General features: G+C 48.5%; 24 protein-coding genes. 15 read left to right on the forward strand and 9 right to left on the reverse strand.

Features of this window, described 5'->3' with window-relative positions:
• Nucleotides 1-2: 2 nt before the first annotated feature.
• The 4 genes from MUN53_RS04450 to MUN53_RS04465 all read left to right on the forward strand — a co-directional run bounded on the left by MUN53_RS04450 (nucleotide 3) and on the right by MUN53_RS04465 (nucleotide 4,345).
• The gene (locus tag MUN53_RS04450) at nucleotides 3-1,559 is read left to right on the forward strand and encodes a glucosaminidase domain-containing protein (protein WP_005816260.1); all 1,557 of its coding nucleotides are present in this window, start codon (nucleotides 3-5) and stop codon (nucleotides 1,557-1,559) included.
• Nucleotides 1,556-1,738, forward strand: coding sequence for a hypothetical protein (locus tag MUN53_RS04455; RefSeq protein WP_005816263.1), 183 nt, complete (start codon nucleotides 1,556-1,558; stop codon nucleotides 1,736-1,738). The genes MUN53_RS04450 and MUN53_RS04455 overlap by 4 nt, the downstream gene beginning before the upstream one ends.
• Nucleotides 1,739-1,810: 72 nt before the next feature.
• Entirely contained in the window at nucleotides 1,811-2,416 is a 606-nt protein-coding gene (locus MUN53_RS04460; RefSeq protein ID WP_005816265.1) for a hypothetical protein, read from the forward strand.
• 6 nt (nucleotides 2,417-2,422) lie between these two features.
• Nucleotides 2,423-4,345: a zincin-like metallopeptidase domain-containing protein gene (locus MUN53_RS04465; RefSeq protein WP_005816267.1), complete on the forward strand. Its 1,923-nt coding sequence runs from the start codon at nucleotides 2,423-2,425 to the stop codon at nucleotides 4,343-4,345.
• 106 nt (nucleotides 4,346-4,451) lie between these two features.
• Here MUN53_RS04465 and MUN53_RS04470 read toward each other — a convergent pair whose 3' ends face one another.
• Together MUN53_RS04470 and MUN53_RS04475 are read right to left on the reverse strand one after the other, a co-directional pair.
• Nucleotides 4,452-4,817 (reverse strand): DUF2958 domain-containing protein, encoded by a 366-nt coding sequence (locus MUN53_RS04470; protein ID WP_005816269.1) that lies wholly within the window; start codon nucleotides 4,815-4,817, stop codon nucleotides 4,452-4,454.
• 2 nt (nucleotides 4,818-4,819) lie between these two features.
• A complete protein-coding gene (locus tag MUN53_RS04475) occupies nucleotides 4,820-5,113 on the reverse strand; it encodes a hypothetical protein (protein WP_005816271.1) in 294 nt (97 codons plus the stop codon).
• Nucleotides 5,114-5,507: 394 nt separating this feature from the next.
• On the opposite strand from MUN53_RS04475, the gene MUN53_RS04480 reads away from it, so the two are divergent.
• Nucleotides 5,508-6,770, forward strand: a complete 1,263-nt coding sequence (locus MUN53_RS04480) for an ATP-binding protein (protein ID WP_005816273.1) — start codon at nucleotides 5,508-5,510, stop codon at nucleotides 6,768-6,770.
• Nucleotides 6,771-6,910: 140 nt separating this feature from the next.
• Here the strand turns inward: MUN53_RS04480 and MUN53_RS04485 are convergent, their stop codons facing one another.
• The 3 genes from MUN53_RS04485 to MUN53_RS04495 all read right to left on the reverse strand — a co-directional run bounded on the left by MUN53_RS04485 (nucleotide 6,911) and on the right by MUN53_RS04495 (nucleotide 10,640).
• The gene (locus tag MUN53_RS04485) at nucleotides 6,911-8,317 is read right to left on the reverse strand and encodes an OmpA family protein (RefSeq protein ID WP_005816276.1); all 1,407 of its coding nucleotides are present in this window, start codon (nucleotides 8,315-8,317) and stop codon (nucleotides 6,911-6,913) included.
• A gap of 54 nt (nucleotides 8,318-8,371) precedes the next feature.
• A complete protein-coding gene (mobV, locus tag MUN53_RS04490; RefSeq protein ID WP_005816278.1) occupies nucleotides 8,372-9,823 on the reverse strand; it encodes a MobV family relaxase in 1,452 nt (483 codons plus the stop codon).
• Between the two features lie 208 nt (nucleotides 9,824-10,031).
• Complete coding sequence (locus MUN53_RS04495) at nucleotides 10,032-10,640, reverse strand: hypothetical protein (protein WP_243323568.1); 609 nt, start codon at nucleotides 10,638-10,640, stop codon at nucleotides 10,032-10,034.
• On the opposite strand from MUN53_RS04495, the gene MUN53_RS04500 reads away from it, so the two are divergent.
• A complete protein-coding gene (locus MUN53_RS04500; protein ID WP_229127720.1) occupies nucleotides 10,602-11,012 on the forward strand; it encodes a hypothetical protein in 411 nt (136 codons plus the stop codon). The two genes, MUN53_RS04495 and MUN53_RS04500, sit on opposite strands and share 39 nt — an antisense overlap.
• Here MUN53_RS04500 and MUN53_RS04505 read toward each other — a convergent pair.
• The 4 genes from MUN53_RS04505 to MUN53_RS04520 all read right to left on the reverse strand — a co-directional run bounded on the left by MUN53_RS04505 (nucleotide 10,996) and on the right by MUN53_RS04520 (nucleotide 13,555).
• Nucleotides 10,996-11,406, reverse strand: a complete 411-nt coding sequence (locus MUN53_RS04505) for a hypothetical protein (protein ID WP_008766906.1) — start codon at nucleotides 11,404-11,406, stop codon at nucleotides 10,996-10,998. The genes MUN53_RS04500 and MUN53_RS04505 overlap by 17 nt on opposite strands.
• A 73-nt stretch (nucleotides 11,407-11,479) precedes the next feature.
• Nucleotides 11,480-11,917 (reverse strand): hypothetical protein, encoded by a 438-nt coding sequence (locus MUN53_RS04510; RefSeq protein WP_224204808.1) that lies wholly within the window; start codon nucleotides 11,915-11,917, stop codon nucleotides 11,480-11,482.
• 54 nt (nucleotides 11,918-11,971) lie between these two features.
• Nucleotides 11,972-12,418 carry a hypothetical protein gene (locus MUN53_RS04515; protein WP_004319947.1) on the reverse strand — a complete coding sequence of 149 codons (447 nt, stop codon included), beginning with the start codon at nucleotides 12,416-12,418 and terminating at the stop codon, nucleotides 11,972-11,974.
• Nucleotides 12,419-12,442: 24 nt separating this feature from the next.
• Nucleotides 12,443-13,555, reverse strand: coding sequence for a hypothetical protein (locus MUN53_RS04520; protein WP_243323569.1), 1,113 nt, complete (start codon nucleotides 13,553-13,555; stop codon nucleotides 12,443-12,445).
• 254 nt (nucleotides 13,556-13,809) lie between these two features.
• Between MUN53_RS04520 and MUN53_RS04525 the strand changes: the two genes are divergently transcribed.
• The 9 genes from MUN53_RS04525 (at nucleotide 13,810) to MUN53_RS04565 (ending at nucleotide 17,837) form a co-directional block, all read left to right on the forward strand.
• Nucleotides 13,810-14,433, forward strand: coding sequence for a recombinase family protein (locus MUN53_RS04525; RefSeq protein WP_005816288.1), 624 nt, complete (start codon nucleotides 13,810-13,812; stop codon nucleotides 14,431-14,433).
• Nucleotides 14,434-14,449: 16 nt separating this feature from the next.
• Complete coding sequence (locus MUN53_RS04530) at nucleotides 14,450-15,133, forward strand: DUF3800 domain-containing protein (protein WP_005816290.1); 684 nt, start codon at nucleotides 14,450-14,452, stop codon at nucleotides 15,131-15,133.
• A 3-nt stretch (nucleotides 15,134-15,136) separates the two neighbouring features.
• Nucleotides 15,137-15,673 (forward strand): hypothetical protein, encoded by a 537-nt coding sequence (locus MUN53_RS04535; RefSeq protein ID WP_005816292.1) that lies wholly within the window; start codon nucleotides 15,137-15,139, stop codon nucleotides 15,671-15,673.
• Nucleotides 15,674-15,867: 194 nt separating this feature from the next.
• Nucleotides 15,868-16,167, forward strand: a complete 300-nt coding sequence (gene trxA / locus MUN53_RS04540) for a thioredoxin (RefSeq protein WP_005816294.1) — start codon at nucleotides 15,868-15,870, stop codon at nucleotides 16,165-16,167.
• Nucleotides 16,168-16,177: 10 nt separating this feature from the next.
• Nucleotides 16,178-16,753, forward strand: a complete 576-nt coding sequence (locus tag MUN53_RS04545; protein WP_007837469.1) for a DUF6155 family protein — start codon at nucleotides 16,178-16,180, stop codon at nucleotides 16,751-16,753.
• A gap of 14 nt (nucleotides 16,754-16,767) precedes the next feature.
• Nucleotides 16,768-17,013 (forward strand): hypothetical protein, encoded by a 246-nt coding sequence (locus MUN53_RS04550; RefSeq protein WP_243323570.1) that lies wholly within the window; start codon nucleotides 16,768-16,770, stop codon nucleotides 17,011-17,013.
• Entirely contained in the window at nucleotides 16,994-17,197 is a 204-nt protein-coding gene (locus MUN53_RS04555; protein ID WP_008144459.1) for a hypothetical protein, read from the forward strand. The genes MUN53_RS04550 and MUN53_RS04555 overlap by 20 nt, the downstream gene beginning before the upstream one ends.
• Complete coding sequence (locus tag MUN53_RS04560; protein ID WP_005816300.1) at nucleotides 17,197-17,634, forward strand: DUF4186 domain-containing protein; 438 nt, start codon at nucleotides 17,197-17,199, stop codon at nucleotides 17,632-17,634. Before MUN53_RS04555 ends, MUN53_RS04560 begins: the two co-directional genes overlap by 1 nt.
• Entirely contained in the window at nucleotides 17,631-17,837 is a 207-nt protein-coding gene (locus MUN53_RS04565; protein WP_005816302.1) for a hypothetical protein, read from the forward strand. Before MUN53_RS04560 ends, MUN53_RS04565 begins: the two co-directional genes overlap by 4 nt.
• The last annotated feature ends 7 nt before the right edge of the window (nucleotides 17,838-17,844 follow it).

A 17,844-nucleotide genomic window follows, 5' to 3' on the forward strand; every position in this document is an offset into this window, starting at 1 on the left:
TTATGGGAAAGAACGCAGCGTATGCCGCACAATATGCGGAGGAAGCCAAAGAACAGATGCGGATGTATGGGATTCCTGCCTCCGTCATCTTGGCGCAAGCCATACTGGAGAGCAGCAACGGACAGAGCCAACTGTCGCGCGAATGCAACAACCACTTTGGCATCAAGGCTACGGCATCGTGGTTGAAGAATGGCGGAGAGTATGGAGTCTATACGGATGATAGGCCCAACGAGAAATTCTGTAAGTACAAAAGCGTGGGTGACAGTTATGAGCATCACTCGCAGTTCCTGAAGCAGAACAAGCGTTATGCGCAGTGCTTCACGCTGTCGCCTGACGACTACAAGGGATGGACGAAGGGCATTGAGCGTGCCGGCTATGCCACGGGCGGCGGTTATGCTGCAAGTCTGCAGCGCATCATTGAAGCCAACGGACTGGACAAGTATGACAGTGAGGTGATGGCTGAGATGCGGGCAGAAGGTCGGTCGTTCGGGGTGGAGAATAATCCTCGTAGAGAAATGCCTGCTGCCCATGTACCGCAGTCTGCCGGGTATTCCTTTCCTGTGGAGCGAGAGGAGTTTCTCTTCATCACCTCGCCTTTCGGCAATCGCCAGGATCCGATGGATGCCACCAAGCAGCAGATGCACAAGGGCATTGACATCAAGACGAACCATGAGGCGGTGTTGGCCACGGAGAACGGCGGCAAGGTGGTGGCGGTGAACCATAATGCGAACACGGCAGGAGGGAAATCCGTCACCGTGGAATACAGCCGTGAGGATGGCAGCAAGGTGCAATGCTCCTACCTGCATCTGTCTGACATAGCAGTAAAGGTAGGTGACGTGGTTAATGCCAGTCAGAAGTTGGGGGTGTCGGGAAATACCGGCACCAGAACCACTGGCGAGCATCTGCATTTCGGAGTGAAGAGTGTATCGGCTGACGGCTCAAAAAGGGATATGGATCCAGCCGCTTATCTGGCAGAAATCGGACAGAAAGGCAACATCAAGCTACAGGCCCTGCATAACGGCAATGACCTGTTGGCAAAATACAAGAGCAATGCGCCACAGGAGCAGAAGGTTTCGTCGGAGGACTGGATGAAGAAAATCCTTTCCTCGGAGGACAGCGGCGTGGGCATTTCGGGAACGAATGACCCTATACTCGACATGGCGATGACCACCTTCATGTCGCTGATGATGTTGGCAGCGCAGATTGACAGCAATGATGAGGAACGACAAAAAGGACTTATCTCTGCCATGGCAGCCAACCGGCTCGTAGATTTGACCTCGCTTGTTCCAGGCATGAGGCAATGCACCATTACTGTGGGTGAGAACGGCAAGACTGTGCTTCATGCAGAGAGCGGTACGGTGAAGATTGACCGTGAACTGACCTCCTCGGAGATGAACCGCCTGTCGCTCATTTTGGGCAATGCCAATCTGTCGGAAGAAAGCAAACGGACGAAGATTGCGGGAATGGTGACAGGCATCGTGGCGACACAGCAGGCTTCGCAGAACTTCGAGCAAGGGATGGAGGCTGAGAGTCAACAACAAAATCTGCAAAGGAAATGAAAAGGATAGCAAGTCATCTGTGTACATTGCTGGTGGGTATGGTAGCTGTGGCAGGACACTTCATGCTTACCCAATGGCTTTTCGGTCAGACCGTGGCCATCATCTATCTCGGCTTCCAACTTATCATAGCAGCGTGGATAGTCTATGAACTGATACGTGCGCTAGTATATGATGATTGAAAAGAGATTATTGTCATTGCTAAGACATTTCACTTGGACGATGGATATGTATAATTCAAATAGTATCGAGCAATGATCAAATGTAATGTAACAGTGTGCGGAACGGTCAGCAAGGCTGCGACCTGCCGCACGAACAAGGAGGGCAAGGCATTCGTGAGCTTTGCCATGAACGTAGTCATTCCAGCGAAGAGCGGGATTAACAAGACCATCGAGGTGTCGGTCATCAAAGATGGGACACTGACGGAGGTGGGCAGCTGCAACATCGGCGAACGCATTGAGGTAGCCGGTGTATTGGTACCAAGAAAATGGGGCGATGTCCTTTATTTCAACCTGTCGGCAAGCAGCATCAGCCACCAGCCTGACGAGGCAGAGGACTGCATCAAGGGCGTGATGGAGTTCCGCGGCAAGGTGGGCAAGAGCATTGAGGACAAGACGGACAAGAATGGTGTGCCGTACTGCCAGTTCTCCGCTTTCAGCGCAGAGAAAGTACAGGACGGATTTGAATACATCTGGGTAAGTTTCTTCCTATTCGATGGCAAATGCGAGGCATGGCTGCAACCAGGCGTGAAAGCGAACATCAAAGGGGCATTGTCTGTCAGTGTCTTCAATGACAAACTGGACTTCTCCTGCCGAGTGTCTGAAATGAGCGAATATGTTCCGCAGCCCTATAATGGTTAATTGACTATGGGAAAGCCTTATGCTAAGGAAGGTCCGAGTGCCGAAGACAAGGCACTCGACCTGTTTGCCGATATGATGATTGAGCGTATTCAGTCGCTGTCGGGCAAAGACGGATGGAAAAAGCCCTGGTTTACTGAAGGTGCGTTGCAATGGCCGAAAAACCTGAACGGACGAGAATATAATGGCATGAACGCTATGATGTTGCTCCTGCATTGCGAGAAGGAGGGTTACAAGATTCCTCGCTTCTGTACCTTCGACCGCATACAGCAGTTTAACAAAACTGGCAAGAAAGACGAGGAACAGAAGCCCCGTGTGTCAGTACTGAAAGGTGAGCATTCTTTCCCCGTGATGCTCACCACGTTTACGGTGGTCAATAAGGAAACAAAGGAACACATCAAGTGGGAGGACTACAAACTGCTCTCTCAGGAAGAGCGCGAAAAGTACAATGTATATCCAAAGCTTCAGACTTACCATGTCTTCAATGTGGCGCAGACCAACCTGAAGGAGGTCAGACCAGAGTTTTGGGAGAAACTGGAACAGGAATACTCGATGCCCAAGGTAGAGAAGGACGAGCAGTTTGCCTTTGAACCCGTGGATAGGATGATAGCGGACAACCGTTGGATATGTCCCATCAAACCGATGTTCGGTGATTCCGCCTATTTCTCCATCAGCAAGAATGAGATTGTGATGCCTGAGAAAAGGCAGTTCAAGGATGGGGAGTCTTTCTACTCGAACCTTTTCCACGAGATGGGACACTCCACGGGTGCGGAGGGACAGTTAGACCGCATCAAGCCCGCTACCTTCGGCTCGGCAGAGTATGCACGCGAGGAACTGGTGGCAGAACTGACGGCTGCGCTGACCGCTCAGCGGTATGGCATGACAAAGCATCTGAAAGGAGATTCGGCTGCCTATTTGAAGTCTTGGCTGGATTCGCTGAAGGAGTCGCCGCAGTTCATCAAGACCACGCTACTCGATGTGAAAAAAGCTACCTCAATGCTCACGCAGCATATCGACAAGATTGCTATGGAGATAGACCAGGAGAAAAAGGCTGAGCAGGAAAACGGGCAAGGGAAAAGTTATCTATCCATAGATGACGGCGACCATGCAGTCTTGGCATATAATGGTTCTGCTGTATATATCCAGCATCATGAGAAGGAGGACTCTGTAAAGATTGCTGTGCCGACGAGTAACGGTCTGGAAGTGAAACTCTCTGTTCCTTACGACCACGGCAAAGACCTTGACACCAATTATCAGGAGGCTTTTGCCCAGTACAAAAGCCTGACAGAGCCTTCACAATCGAAAGAAAACGTCTATTATGCCTCCATCGCCTATCTCCAATCAACGGATGACACATCGGAACTGGATAAGCTAAAGGAGAAAGGTGACTATCAAGGACTGCTGACGCTTGCCAAGGAATACTATGACGGGAACGGCATGGACGAGGAGCAGACCTACAGGAAGCCGTGCCAGAACAGAGGCGATGACCTGCTAATAGAGGACAAGGACTTTGCAGTGGTCTATAACGGGAGTGTCGGCGGTACGTATGAGGTGTTCCTGAAGCATACGGAGCAAGAAGTGCGTGACCATATCACTCGCTATGGCATAGGACGTGCCAGTGAGGACGTGAAGGCTGTGGCGAGGGAGATGACCGCCGAAGAGTTTTCGGAATTGGCGCAGCGAAAAATGCCGATATTCCAAATGCCGAATGGTGGTTTGCTGAACCTGCAATATAACAAGGATAAGGATAGCCTGGATGTGGGGACTGTGACCAATGCAGGACTCTCTGTGAAGCATACCTTCCCTTTCAGCCACAACCATTCTATGGACGCAAACATCAGCTCTGCGTATGAGCAACTGCTTGACATGGAGGAGTACCAGAAGGAAGAGGTACAAGAGGAGCACGTTGCCAAGTCCGCTTTCCGAAGATGAGAGTAGTATCGTAGTATATACTAATCGTAGGCTTTACTACTCATAGTAGGTACTAACAATAGTCAGCCGCAAGGAGTAATGTCCCTGCGGCTGATTTAATTTGGGGTCATTCCATATTATGAAGGAATGCTTGTAAATCCTCGTCTGGAATGCTCTTCAGTTTCACCGGCTTGAAGCCGTCCAACTGCTCCACTTGAAATATCTCGTCCACTCCATATTTGGAGCCATCCACCTTTACGCTCTCCATTTCATTGACGGAGGTATAGCCATACTCCGTTTCATGCAGACCGCATACGATGGTGAACAACGTGGTGTCGTTACCTTCCGGCTGTCCTTCAAGTACGAACCAACGGACGTGTCCGATGAAGAATATTGCCACACAAACGGCATCCTTGCCTTTGCCGTCCTGTGAATACAGAGGATAGGATTTCAGTATCTCCTCCAATACGGGTGTAATCAATCTGCTTGCCATAGTCAATCGTTGTTAAGTGTTCTGTAATACATTCTGTTCTCTACAAGGTGTTCGATGGCCTCTGCTGCCAATCGGCACACCCACTCGTCACGCTGGTCATAACGACCTTTTTGATAGTCGTTGGCAAGGCGTTCCAAGAAGGCAAACACCACCTTGCCCTTTTCGTTGATAAGATAGCGATGGTCATCTGCAAGGGCATTGCCTACCTTGGCGGCTGACCCCATCTGACCGTTTACGAACCGTGAGAAGCACTCGACAAATGCCTGCTCGTTTTCTGATAATCTGTGTAATTCCATACGCAAAGAAATTATTTGTTCAACTTGTTTTTCTTCCCTCCTTTTGAAGCCTTTCGGCTCCTCTTGTCGGGAACTGATTTTTCGTGCATCAAAAGACTGCGGAATGAGGGCGATAAGGCAAGAAAACAGACGGAGGAGTTAATGAAATACCCAAATCTTTGATTTGCGGAAAGCTGTCGTTCAGTCCTCTGCCTGTTAGCATGGCGGTACTTGACCATTCGCCCGGGCAGTAACTTTGCAAAGAAAAATGGGCATCGGCAAGTGGAATAGACACTACAAAACAGGAAAATCATTGATTTTTAGTGCATTTTTCTTTATTTCTTTCTTTGATTTAGGATAAAATATATAACTTTGCCTCCGAAAAAGTGTCACAAGTGACAGTTTTTCGTAAAATATGATAGTAAACAGATATAGATACATAGAACAGTTGAGCCGTTCAAAGAACAACGGGCTCATAAAGATAATCACAGGATTGCGACGTTCAGGCAAGTCGTTCCTTCTGAAGAAACTCTTTCATCAGCATCTATTGGATGAGGGCGTGAGAGAAGACCATATTCTCGTCATCGACATGGAGAGTAGGAAGAACAGAGAGTTCAAGAACCCGGACTACCTGTTGGACTGGGTGGAAAAGATGATGATTGACTATGAGACTTATTATATCATCATCGACGAGGTGCAGGAGGTGGAAGACTTTGTAGAGGTGCTCTCTTCCTTGTCAGTTACCGAAGGGGCGGATGTGTATGTCACAGGCTCCAACTCGCGTTTCCTGTCCTCTGACCTGGTGACGGAATTCCGAGGCAGAGGTGACGAGATACATGTGTGGCCACTATCCTTCAAGGAGTTCATGACGGTGTATGATGGTTCGAAAGAAGACGGTTGGGCTGAATACAGACTGTACGGAGGTTTGCCGCAACTACTTACACAGGTTGGGGATGAGAAGAAGGCTGATTTCCTGCGTCGCCTTTATCGCACGGTATATCTACGTGACATCTACGAGCGGAACAACATAGAACTGAGACCTGAATTTGAAGAATTGTCGAAGACCGTAGCATCCAGTATAGGAGCACCTGTCAATGCACTGAATATAGCCAATACGTTCAAGTCCGTAAGCAATGTGCAGAGCATAACCGACAAGACAGTGTCGGCTTATCTGGAATATATGCAGGATGCTTTCCTTATCGAAAAATCCGAAAGGTTCGACATCAAAGGACGGAAATACATAGGTTCGTTGTCCAAGTATTATTATCAGGACGTAGGTCTGAGGAATGCTATTCTGTCGTTCCGTCAGAGCGAGCCGACACATATCATGGAGAACGTCATCTACAATGAGATGCGTATGCGAGGATGGCTCGTGGATGTGGGTAACGTCTATCATCGAGTGAGGAATACGGAAGGAAAGCAGCAGAGGGTGACATTGGAAGTGGATTTTGTCTGCAACAAAGGGAGCGAGCGGATCTACATCCAGTCGGCGTGGCGTATGCCCGATGCAGAAAAGATGGAACAGGAGAAACGGTCGTTGCGTCTTGTAGATGACTCTTTCCGCAAACTGCTGATCGTGGGAGAACATACCAAGCAGTGGAGCGACGAAAACGGCATACAGATAATGAGTATATATGACTTCCTGCTTGACTGGTCAAGTACTGAGAAACACGGATAAAAAAAAGATATGCGCATAGAATATGCGTTAATACATATATGATTAAGGGAGGGCCTATCCATCACGGACAAGCCCTCCCTTTCTAAAATTTATCAATGAAAAAAAAGTTTTAGTGCTCTTGTTCGGAGCTGTATGTCTGGCTATAGATACAGCAGGATTCTGGTATGGCGGTTCGCCTCATTGGGCGAGTAATCGTCAATGCCGCCATCGAAAATCTGAGAGATGGTGCCATTTTCCATACCACGTTTCATCAGTTCCTCTGCAATGAATCTGGCACGGGAACGGCTGAGGTTATCATTGATGGCTTCACTGCCTGTGGCACTGTCGGCAGCGCCGATGACCTTAACTTTCAAGCCATATTTCTTGGCGATGCGTGCTACTTCGTCGAGATTGACGAGCTGTGACCTGTTGAGCAACCTGTCAGTGCCAAGTTCAAAGAAGAAATAGATGGGCGCACCTATGCAAGCCTTTCCTGAGTGGATGAGCGATAGGTAATCGTCTTCCGGCTCACCTTCAGCATTGCCATATTCTTCTGTACAAGAGGCGGACTCCATGACCTTTGTCTTTTGACCATTACCATACTTGTCTCTCATTCTTGCACGCAGCGAGTTGAGACCGCTGTAGTCGTTTCGAGGATAGCCATTTGTGACGGAAGAAGCGGCATCGTCAGAAAAGAGGTGGCCGTACTTGTCCAGAAGTCCCTCGATGGCAAGAATCTTGCGCAGCTGCTCCAGAGTCTGACAATCTCGATCGTGCTGGGCGTGATAGCGGCTGTTGCTGTCAGAAAGGGATGAGGCGTATGCCGAAAGCCATTCGTTCTGTGCGATGTACGGGCGAGCGTCTATCACTCGCTTCCAGCCAGTCTTGCCGATGCGGACAGAGAGGCCGAGGGATGCGGACAGCAGATGGTCGCCAAGGCGGTGTGCCTTGCCATAGCCGTCAAAATCCTGCATGGTGGTCATGTTGCCTATCTCTGCCGTAACAGCAATGCGTGGGGAGAGATGATACTGCCCCTGTATGCCGTAGGAAATGGCAAAGGGCTTGTGGGCATTCACCTTGTTGTGCAGCATACCCACGCCCACGTATGGAATGACACTCCATCTGGCAAGAGTGTGTACATCGTCCTTGTAGAGGTTGCCGAGGACATTCCACATGAAATCAGCACGCAGGTACTGGTAGTCCTGCGAGGAGTTGTTGCAGTCGTTGAACTGCATACCGCCATAGTTCAGACGACCGCCGACGGAAGGTGTGAACCATTTGCCGATCGACACGGAGAATGCCGGTTTCATGCGACCGAATAGGTCGTTGCATCCGAGCGGTTTGCCGAGGAAGACCGTAGTTCCTCCTGCCGCTTGGACAAACCAGTTGTCCGTCCATGGCGAAGCTACCAATGCCCCTTTCATGTAGGAAGGTTTAAGCGGACGAAGCATACCGTCTGCCGAAAGTCTGCATACAACGGTGGTGGTGTCCGCCGTGCGGTGATAGTCTTTGGCTTGCGCACCCAATGAAAGGGCGAAGCCAAGGGATAGAATAAGTATTTTTCTCATGTTGTTCAATTTAATCTGGTGAATACTATAACAGGTGATACGTGACAGTGCCGCTTATCGTTTCTTCCTTTTGCCGGAAGAGGGGCGCATCATGCGTGCAGCTTTCATCATGCAACGGCGTGCCCAAGCGCGTTCATCCTCGTCATCGTCACGTCCCCATTTGAGGTCGGACGAACTGCCGCCACCGCCATGACCTTCGGCAAAGGTGGTGGCATCATCGACGTAGCCGAGGAATAGAAGCGTGGCACAGTACATCACCTCCGTTCCATTCTCCGCAAAGGCCTGAAGCAGGGAACCGTCAAACACGTCCTTGCCCTCATTGGAAAGCCGTGCCACACGTTCGGAGAACTCGCTGACCATGTTTTCGAGAAGGGCATTTCTGAGAACGGTGTCCGCACCTTGTCGGATAGTATCGGAATATCTGTGTGCCTCCTGCCGCAACTCCTCCGTGCGCTCCTTCATGGCGGTCATCTCCTCACGCAGGGCATCGAGCTTGCGGTCAGCCTCTGAGAGCTTCTCCTGCTTGTCGTCCAGTTTCGACTGGATAGCGGACAGTTCCTGCTCCAGCTCTTGGACTTGCTGACGGAGAGCATCAGGATTGTCGTGACCTGCAAGAATCTGCCGATGCAATTCAGCAAGTGCCGCCTCCTTCTCAGCCTTCTCCTGCAAGAGGTTGTTGACCATTGAGGTGAGTCCTTTTACTCTCCGCTCTGCCAGACGGATGTCCGATTGGAGCGAGGCGAGTGTCCGCTGATGGGTGGCGACGGACTGCTCAATGGTGGTGCACTGTTCTGACAGCTGGCGGCGGTATTCTTCGGTGGTGCGGTGGCGTGCTCCCGTCTCTGAGACGGAAGTTCCGCGCTCCATGCCCCAACGCTTGTTGACATCGGCAAATTCGCTGTGCAGGGCTTTCATCCTGGCAGAAAACTCGTACTTGTCCTTTCCGGCGAATATCTGTTTGTATGCAAACTTGCCGTCCTTGATTGGCAAGAGGGTGCAGTGAACGTGCGGATTGGTTTCGTCCAAGTGTAAGATGAAAGCGACGATGTTCTCCTCACCGTATTTGTCCGCAACAAAGCGGTAAACATCCTTTGCCCATTCCTCAATGTCCTTGCATCGGGTTAGATGCGAATTGTCCGCTCCGTGAGTGAGATTCACCTTCTGGTCACCGAATGCCAATTCTGTCATACGTTCTCGTGAGCCTCCGAAGATGAAATTGACCACTGTGCGGAAGCGTGGCTCTGCCAGTCCCTCGTTGGGGTCTTTGATTCCACGGCTCCGCAGGATGTCTGCCATGCGCTCCGGGATGCTTCGGCTCTTGTCTATAGGACAAACCTTGCCGCCCCGAACCTCGAAGTTGAGCCGCTCACGGCTGCGGTCGTAGTTGCCTGTTGATTCAGCGGATCCCCAACCCTTTTCCGTCCAACGGCGTTGGTGCTCGTTGCTCTGTGCTGTGGTGATTCCCTTAGATGGTCGGAAATCCATAACCTGTTTTGGTGTTGCCATAACCTATTTCCTTTTATGTGTGTACAACTCTCCTGTCTCCAGCTTGCTGCTTGTAAGGACAGCCTCCCGATGGTCGGAGACCAAGAGGGGTATTAGGCTACCCAAATTCCCTCATTTCCGACCAACGGGCAAGCCCGATTATTTTACAGCAATGGCAGACGTGTAAACACTGTGCCAGTAGAAAAGAAGAAGCGTTGTACGGTGATTATTAGAGGTTAATACAGCCTTTTGATGGACAGGAGCCCTCTTGGTTGGCTACAATGGCAAGGAACGGTCGGCAGAGTGACTGAAACTGTGACTTGATGGCTGCGCTTTCCTGATGCAAGGCTGGTGAGCTGCCATCCAATGCCAATTCTGATATTGCCTTTGCCGCCTCGATGAATGAGAGCCAGTCTCCTCCCAGGTCTTTGTAAAAGAAGGGAAGAAGGGAGGTAACGAGGGCGTTATCTGTTTCCTGCGAAAGCACCTGATGGAAGGTGGCTTCGCAGACAGCTGTGAGTGCAGTCATACAAAAGGCGTGTCCTACAGATTCGGGAATGTTTCTTACGCATGGCACCTTGCCAATTGAATTGCCATTGTCGGCTTTCTGCAAGATAATGGCTACTTCCTCTGTTGCATCTTCGTAGAGTTGTTCACATTCCGAGGCGCAAGCCGATGCGGACATCTTGCCGCTTCGCCATTCGTCCAATGCGGTACACATCTTCTGGCGGAACACATCCAAGGCTGCGTCAATCGGAGAAACGGCAGGTGTCTCAGCCAACATCGGGATGGTGATGATTTGGCTCTTCGTGAGACGGGTGACGGAAATCTGGTTCATCTTCTCCAACTGCTCGATGAAGGTGCGGACAGTGGCGCGGTGCCAATGCCAGCATCCTGCCAGTTCGGTAATGGTGATTACAAACTGCCCGTTGGACAGGCTGAACTCCTGCTTGCACAGATCCTTGGGGATGTACTGTACAGAAGCCTTGTCTACAAGGTCAAGGTAGGCTTCGAGCTTCGACAGCCTTATCCCGGACCTCTCTTTCAAGAACTCCAACAGGGACATCCGTTCAGACATCTTGCCGGAACTCGTTCTATGTTTCTGTTTCTTCATTTCAATAATCTGTTTGGTGAATACTGTTGTTTGTCGCCAGCTCCATTATACAAAAGGAACGGCATGATACAGGTGATACTTAATAGTAGTATATGATGAGCATTTCTGTGTCTTCGAGGAGCATCTTGCGGTCAGCCTTGTTCTTCCACAGCGATATGACTATGCGCGAGGGATAGAACAGTGATGCCAGAAGGACAAAGGAGATGGTGACAGCAAGCGTGAACAGATGAGGAGTGAAGACAAACACCACTGCCGCCAACGCGGCGATGCAGAAGGGTGTCCGCTCCTCGTGCAGACGCTGTAGCCACCTCTCCACATCCATAAAGACAAAGAATATGGCAAACGCTATGGTGGAAGCCACTACGCCTATGTCGTTATAGTGTACACAGAGGTAGAGGAAGTGGAACACGTACAGCAGGATGAGCAGCATCAACCGGTAGAGCTTCCTTGCTGTCACAAGCGCGGTCATGCGCAGATAGAACCGTGTCATAAACTGTCTGCGGCTTCTGTGCAGAATCATCGTCACAAAGAAGAACGCTGACATCAGGATGAGAAACAGTATCTTACTTGTCATAATATGTATAGCATGTGAATAATGGAAGTGGACTCAGGTCGGGCTGGACGACACCGTGTGTGGCAGTGGATATGATACGCTCCACATCCTCCAGTGTCAGTTCTCCCTTGATTATTCTCTGACGGAAAGCTCCGTCGGTTGTCCGAAGGCTCTTGATAGCCTGTTCCAAGTCGTACTCGGCTATCTGCCACACTTGCCCTCTCGTGTAGGGGAAATGATGGTGGATGGCCTTGACCACAAGCACACGGCTGAGGATGTCGGTCATTCTGCCGTTCCTGACTATCGTGTGGTTGCGGACAGTGGCGATGCTCTCAATCTCCAGCCATGTGCGGTGACGGTCGAGAAGATGGATAATCTTCATGTAAAGCGTTTCCTTCATCAGATGGTCGGGAGCTTGTGGCATGACTTTGGCCTTTGTTGTGGACAACAGAATGGAGCGTTGTTGCGGTAGAACAGGACTGTCATCTGGCAAATGTAACTTTCAAATGAAGTCGAGCAGGACTTCCTCCTTGGGCTTCATGTATTTGAAGAACCCGTTCTTGCAATGCAGACTGAGGTCGAGGCATACATCTGCCGACATGTGCTCCAGCGAGTCATAGATGGTCACTTTTATCTGGCTGACCATGCCACGCTCATCTGTGGAGCCGTTGACCTTGAACATCCGTCCGAAAGAAGGGTTGGAATAGGCACAGCAGCTGTGTCCGAACTCCGTATGACGGCTTGGAATGTGGTGATAGAGGATTATCATTTCCATCTCGTCTTCGAGCATATCCATCACCTCCTCTATCGTGAAAGGGGTGTTCAACTGGAAAGTAAGAAGCACGTAATCGTCATACTTGACAGGCTTCTCCATCTTGCGCTTGTCCAGCAGTTCTGGCAACTGCAAAGGCACGACGGCAAGGAAATCATCGCAAAACTGTTCTAACATAATCGTATTCTCTGTTTGGGGTGTTTATAATCTTGTGACATAAATCTTCATCATGAGCATGGGCATATCCGACAGGCGTTGCTTGTCGAGGTGCAGTTTCTTGGCCAGACCGTCCATCTCCTTGGGGAGCGCATCGGCTATTTTGTAGAGGTCTGCCTTGTCCTTGTCGGAGAGCACGCTCACGGAAAGGTCATCCATCGTCATGAACGGCTGCATCATCATCAGGAGGTAGGCGTGCATGGTGTGCTCGTCCTTTACCCTGCCACTATTCAGATCCTCGATAGCCGCTTGTGCGTTGCGCAGCAGACGGTGGTTGGTGCGCATGGAGAGGTATATCATTGCATCCTTGTGGGACAAATCCTTGCGGTCGGCGGCACGGAGTATCTCCCGACAGCAGTGTTCGGTGTTTCGTATGATGTCACCGATGTCATCGTCAGCAAAATCCGGCAGGTATTGCAGGAAGGATTTGAAATACAAATGCTCTTCCTTGATGAAAGCGAGCAGGTCTTCCTTGCCGTGAATGCCTTGCTTGGCGGATTTTTGCAGGAACAGCAGGTAACGCTTCAGTACCGCCTGTTTACCACCTTTATTATATATAGGCAGGCTATCCAAGGAAGCGAAGAATGGCTGTGCTTCCTTCACGGCTTGCTGTAGTTCCTCATCACCAACATGGGAAGAGGTCTGTTCTCTGAGATAGAGCAGGTCGTGAAAGGTGCGTTGCTTAGACATCGCCATACGGCACAGCTCGATGTGGATGGAGTCGTTCAACTCATGATATACCGTGAACGGGTATGAGTGGGCTTTCCTGACAGTGTCACGTGAGATGCACGATGTCACGGAATCGTCCAACACGCGCCATTCGTTGACAATCTTAACTAATGTCTGAATTGAGACCTTGCCGTTCTGTCGAAGAGTGGTCAGAAAGCCATGATACTCTCTGATGGCTTCATCGCTCGAATGGAACGACTTCGTGCCGTTTCCGTCTGAACATGCTGTCAGCATGACTACGGCAAACGCAGTGGCAATACAAATGGCAAGTCTGATACAGCCATGCGAGTTTGATTTTGCATTATGCAATATTTGCTTCATGCAATGGAGGTTGGTTTGTCCTCCGAAAAGTTGGGTTTCATATTTCATTGTTGTCATTATTTTGAGTCTGATTTTGAAATTGACGGTGCAAAGTTAATGCGTTTCAGCGATATATTTGCAAGAATGACAGTAAGTTTAATCTTATTTGTGTATCATACTTGCGAGTATGATTTTCAATGAAATCAAGTGAAAAGAAAATGGCAAATTATCGTGTTTAAGTATGATTTTTCGTTCAAGTATGATTGTTTCTCGGAAAAATAGTGTACCTTTGCACTTGATTTCATTTAATAGCGTACAACAGTATGGCAAAAGTAGGTTACATCTTTATCGCCACCAATGGCGAAGAGTATGCAGAAGACAAGGCTTGGATGCAGCAATACGGCTGTGTTCAGGTGATAGAGGAACTGTCCGAACACGAGAGGCTGCGCCCGATGTGGAAGCAGCTCATATCGAGTCTGGAGCGCGGCGACGAGCTGGTGGTGTCGAGGTTCAGTAACGCACTGCGTGGCACCCGTGAACTGGCTACATTCATAGAATACTGCCGTGTGAAGGTGGTTCGCATCATCTCCATCCAAGACCGCATCGATACGTTTGACGAACTTTTCCCCGACACCAAGCCCTCACAGGTCATCCGTATGTTCGGGTCACTCTCTGAGGAGTGTGCCGTGCTGCGCAAGGCATCGGCACACATCATCCATCTGCAACAGAATATCCGGCCGCCCAAGAAGTCGGAAAGGGCACTGTCGAAACTGGAGCGTGAGAAGAATATCGTGAACATGTACAACGAGGGGCACAGCATAGATGACATCTTTGCCATCAGCGGCTTCACAAGCCGAAGTTCCGTGTTCCGCATACTCAACAAGCATGGTGTGACGCTGAACCGTGGACCTCATAGTGGACCGCTGAAGAAAAGGAATAAAGAATAAACAAAAAACAGATACAATGAATAAGACATTCAACATCTACTGTGATGAAAGCACCCACATGGTGCATGACGGTCATCCCTACATGCTTTTGGGATGTACAAGTATAGCATACACACAAATCCGCATGGCAAAAGATGCCATAAAAGATATTAAGAAGAAGCACGGCTATAGTGATGAGCTGAAATGGACAAATGTCCACGAGGCCACGTATAAAGTCTATGCAGAGCTTATAGACTGGTTCTTTATGAATGACATGGAATTTAGGGCTGTGGTTGTTGACAAGAGTCAGATTGACGAGAAACGAGAAGACTATACGTTTAATGATTTCTACTTTCGCATGTACTACCAATTGCTGCATCACAAGATGGACATGGATTATACATATAACATATATATGGATATCAAGGACACATGCAGTAGCGATAAGCTGGAGAGGCTCAGAAAAATAATGGAATACAACTCTTCCATTGGCAGGTTTCAGTTTATACGTTCACACGAAAGTGTCTTCATCCAATTGGCAGATGTTCTAATGGGAGCCATCAACTACAACCTTAGATATGAAAAGGGAGAAGTTGAAGGAAGGGTGAGAGCCAAAATGAAGCTGATTGAAAAGATAAAAAAACACAGTAATATCAGTCTCAACACCACAACTCCCAAATTTAGAAAGAAGTTTAATTTGTTTTTTATCGCACTGAAATAGCCAATGAGCAGTTTGAATATTATCAAGAAATACCCTGAGCTGCTGGAACTGGCATATCTCAGTGAACGAGAAAGAGAGCATGATCTTCATGCAATATTCAAGCGTGATATAGAAGATAACTGTCAATTCTCATTCAGAGGGTGGCGCATCTATCCTATAAAGACAGATGGCGAGATTGACATGGCAAGATTGTTCAAGCATCTTACCTGTGAAGAAATCATGGTTGAGAACGAAGACGGTACGACTTATCCAAAGCGAGTATTCGAGATGGCTCGTTCACAAAGGCTTCATTGGATAAATCACCATGTGAGAGAATTGACACCAGACAATCTGGATGTATTTACCATAGAAGAGAGGGACGGCAAAAAGCGTAAGGTCAAGAAAACATACATCTATGATAAAGTGGAAAAGTATGTTATTGTCTTGGAACAACAACGTAGCAACGGATTCTATCTGTTGACAGCATACCATCTTAACAAAGAGTATGGACTAAAGGCTTTGGAAAAGAAGATGAAAAAGAGATTGCAGACACCACTATAAAACGCAAGACCCGAATTGCATCAAAGGCAACCGGGTCTCGAAACTCCTTCTATCTATAGATGAGCGCTGCAAAGGTACGAATATTCTTTGAAATAACGAAGGTTTTTCATTGAATTCTTCTCGATTTTAACATTTGCAGGGCAGTATTGTAAGATAACAGGAAAGAAAATAGCATAATTTTACAGAAAATCGTAATGGAAACATTCAAAGACGTTATATCAAGTGACCAACTTGTCTTGGTCGATTTCTTCGCCACCTGGTGCCAGCCATGCAAGATGATGCACCCCATCCTTGAGCAGGTGAAGGAAGTGTTGGGTGACAGAATCCGCATCATCAAGGTAGATGTGGACAAGTATGGGGTGACTGCAAGTCAGTATGGCATACAGTCTGTGCCCACATTGATGCTGTTCAGACGCGGCGAAGTGTTGTGGAGGACGAGCGGTGTGATGCAGAAATCAGAGTTGCTGGCAACGATTGACCCGTTTTTAAGATAAAAGAGCAGAAATGTCAAAATCTAAATTAAAGTCTGTCCTCATGTCCATGGACAAGAGTGAAATAATAAAAATGGTATTGGAACTTTATTCTGCACGGAAAGAGGCAAAGGAATATCTTGACTTCTATGCAGAGCCGAATGAGGGCCAGAAGCTGGAAGAGTATAAGCACATCATACGGGAAGAGTTCTATCCGAGCAGAAACAGAGAGCCAAAGACACGCTTCTCAGTGTGCCGCAAGGCATTGTCCGACTTCAAGAAACTGAAGCCTTCGGAAGATTCAGTCGCAGAATTGATGGTGTTCTATATGGAGAATGCCTGTCAGTTCACTTATGACTATGGAGACATGTGGGAGCAATTCTATGATTCTGTTGAGAGTAATTTCGACAAGACATTGCGCCACATCGTGCTTTATGACCTTTGGGACAAGTATGATTCCCGAATCAAGCAATGCCTTCGTTGGGCAAGCCCTTGTGGATGGGGATTTCCTGACGCACTGAATGATATGTATGAGGAAATGAAGGCGCAAAATGAGGAACTCCGAAAGAAATACAGGAATTTCAAGATGCCCATCAACGCTGATTATTAAACGAATATACTCAAATGGGGAAACCAAAGAAAAAACATAAGAAAGCGAAACAACTGCCCTTAAGCAAAGAAGAGCAGATTTTTCAAGCGGCAAGAGACCTTGCAGCTGAAATTGGCATATCCTATTCTGAGGCATTTGGGTTTACTTTGGGCATAAAGGACGTAACGTATGGTTGGGAAGAAGACTATACGGAAGAAGAGTTTCAGGCACTGATTGACCACGCTGTGGGAGACACTGATTATGAGCACACCCTCTATTGAATCATCTACACGAGAGGAACGTTTGGATTACGTTCTGAATGAATGGAGATGTCTGCACAACTGTGAGCTGTGCGGTAAGTGCCATATTCTGAAAGGCAGAAGCGAAGAAATACTCTATGCAGACTATATAGACGGCAAGCGGTCATATATGGATATAACATTAGAAATCAGAAGCAACAGATAATGATGTCACAGAAATACATATATCCATCGTTGTTCCAAGAGGAAGAGCCGCAAGAAAGCGTTCCTGGTGATAAGAAAGAGTATGACCTGACGAATCTCTTTGAGAGATTGGCAAAGTCTGATTTTCGCAGCCGGTTCCATCTGTCCAAGCAAGACAGGGAGTATGTAATGGAAAAGGGATTGCCGACGATACGAAAACACGCAGAGGACTTTGTGGCAAAAAGACTTGCTCCGGCTGTCATACCGAACGACGGCAAGCAGACTCCCATGCGTGGGCATCCTGTTTTCCTGGCTCAACATGCCACTGGCTGTTGTTGCCGGGGATGCTTCTTCAAGTGGCATCACATCTCAGCAGGCAGGGCACTGACCAAGGAAGAACAGGAATATGCTGTTGCCGTATTGATGGCATGGATTGAAAAACAGATGAATAAAGGATGAAGATAGAAGAAGCCATAGTATATGTGATGGTAAAGCGAAATGGCGGCATGACAACCGACCAGATTGCCGATGCCATCAATCGTCATAGGCTGCACCTGAGAAAGGACGGTCAGCCTGTGACAAGCAAGCAGGTGTATGCAACAATCTGCCGTTTCCCTGAAATGTTCACAAAAGAAGCTGGCAGAATCATGTTAATGATATGACGTAACG

Source organism: Parabacteroides faecalis (assembly GCF_022809355.1).
Classification (GTDB): Bacteria; Bacteroidota; Bacteroidia; order Bacteroidales; family Tannerellaceae; genus Parabacteroides; species Parabacteroides faecalis.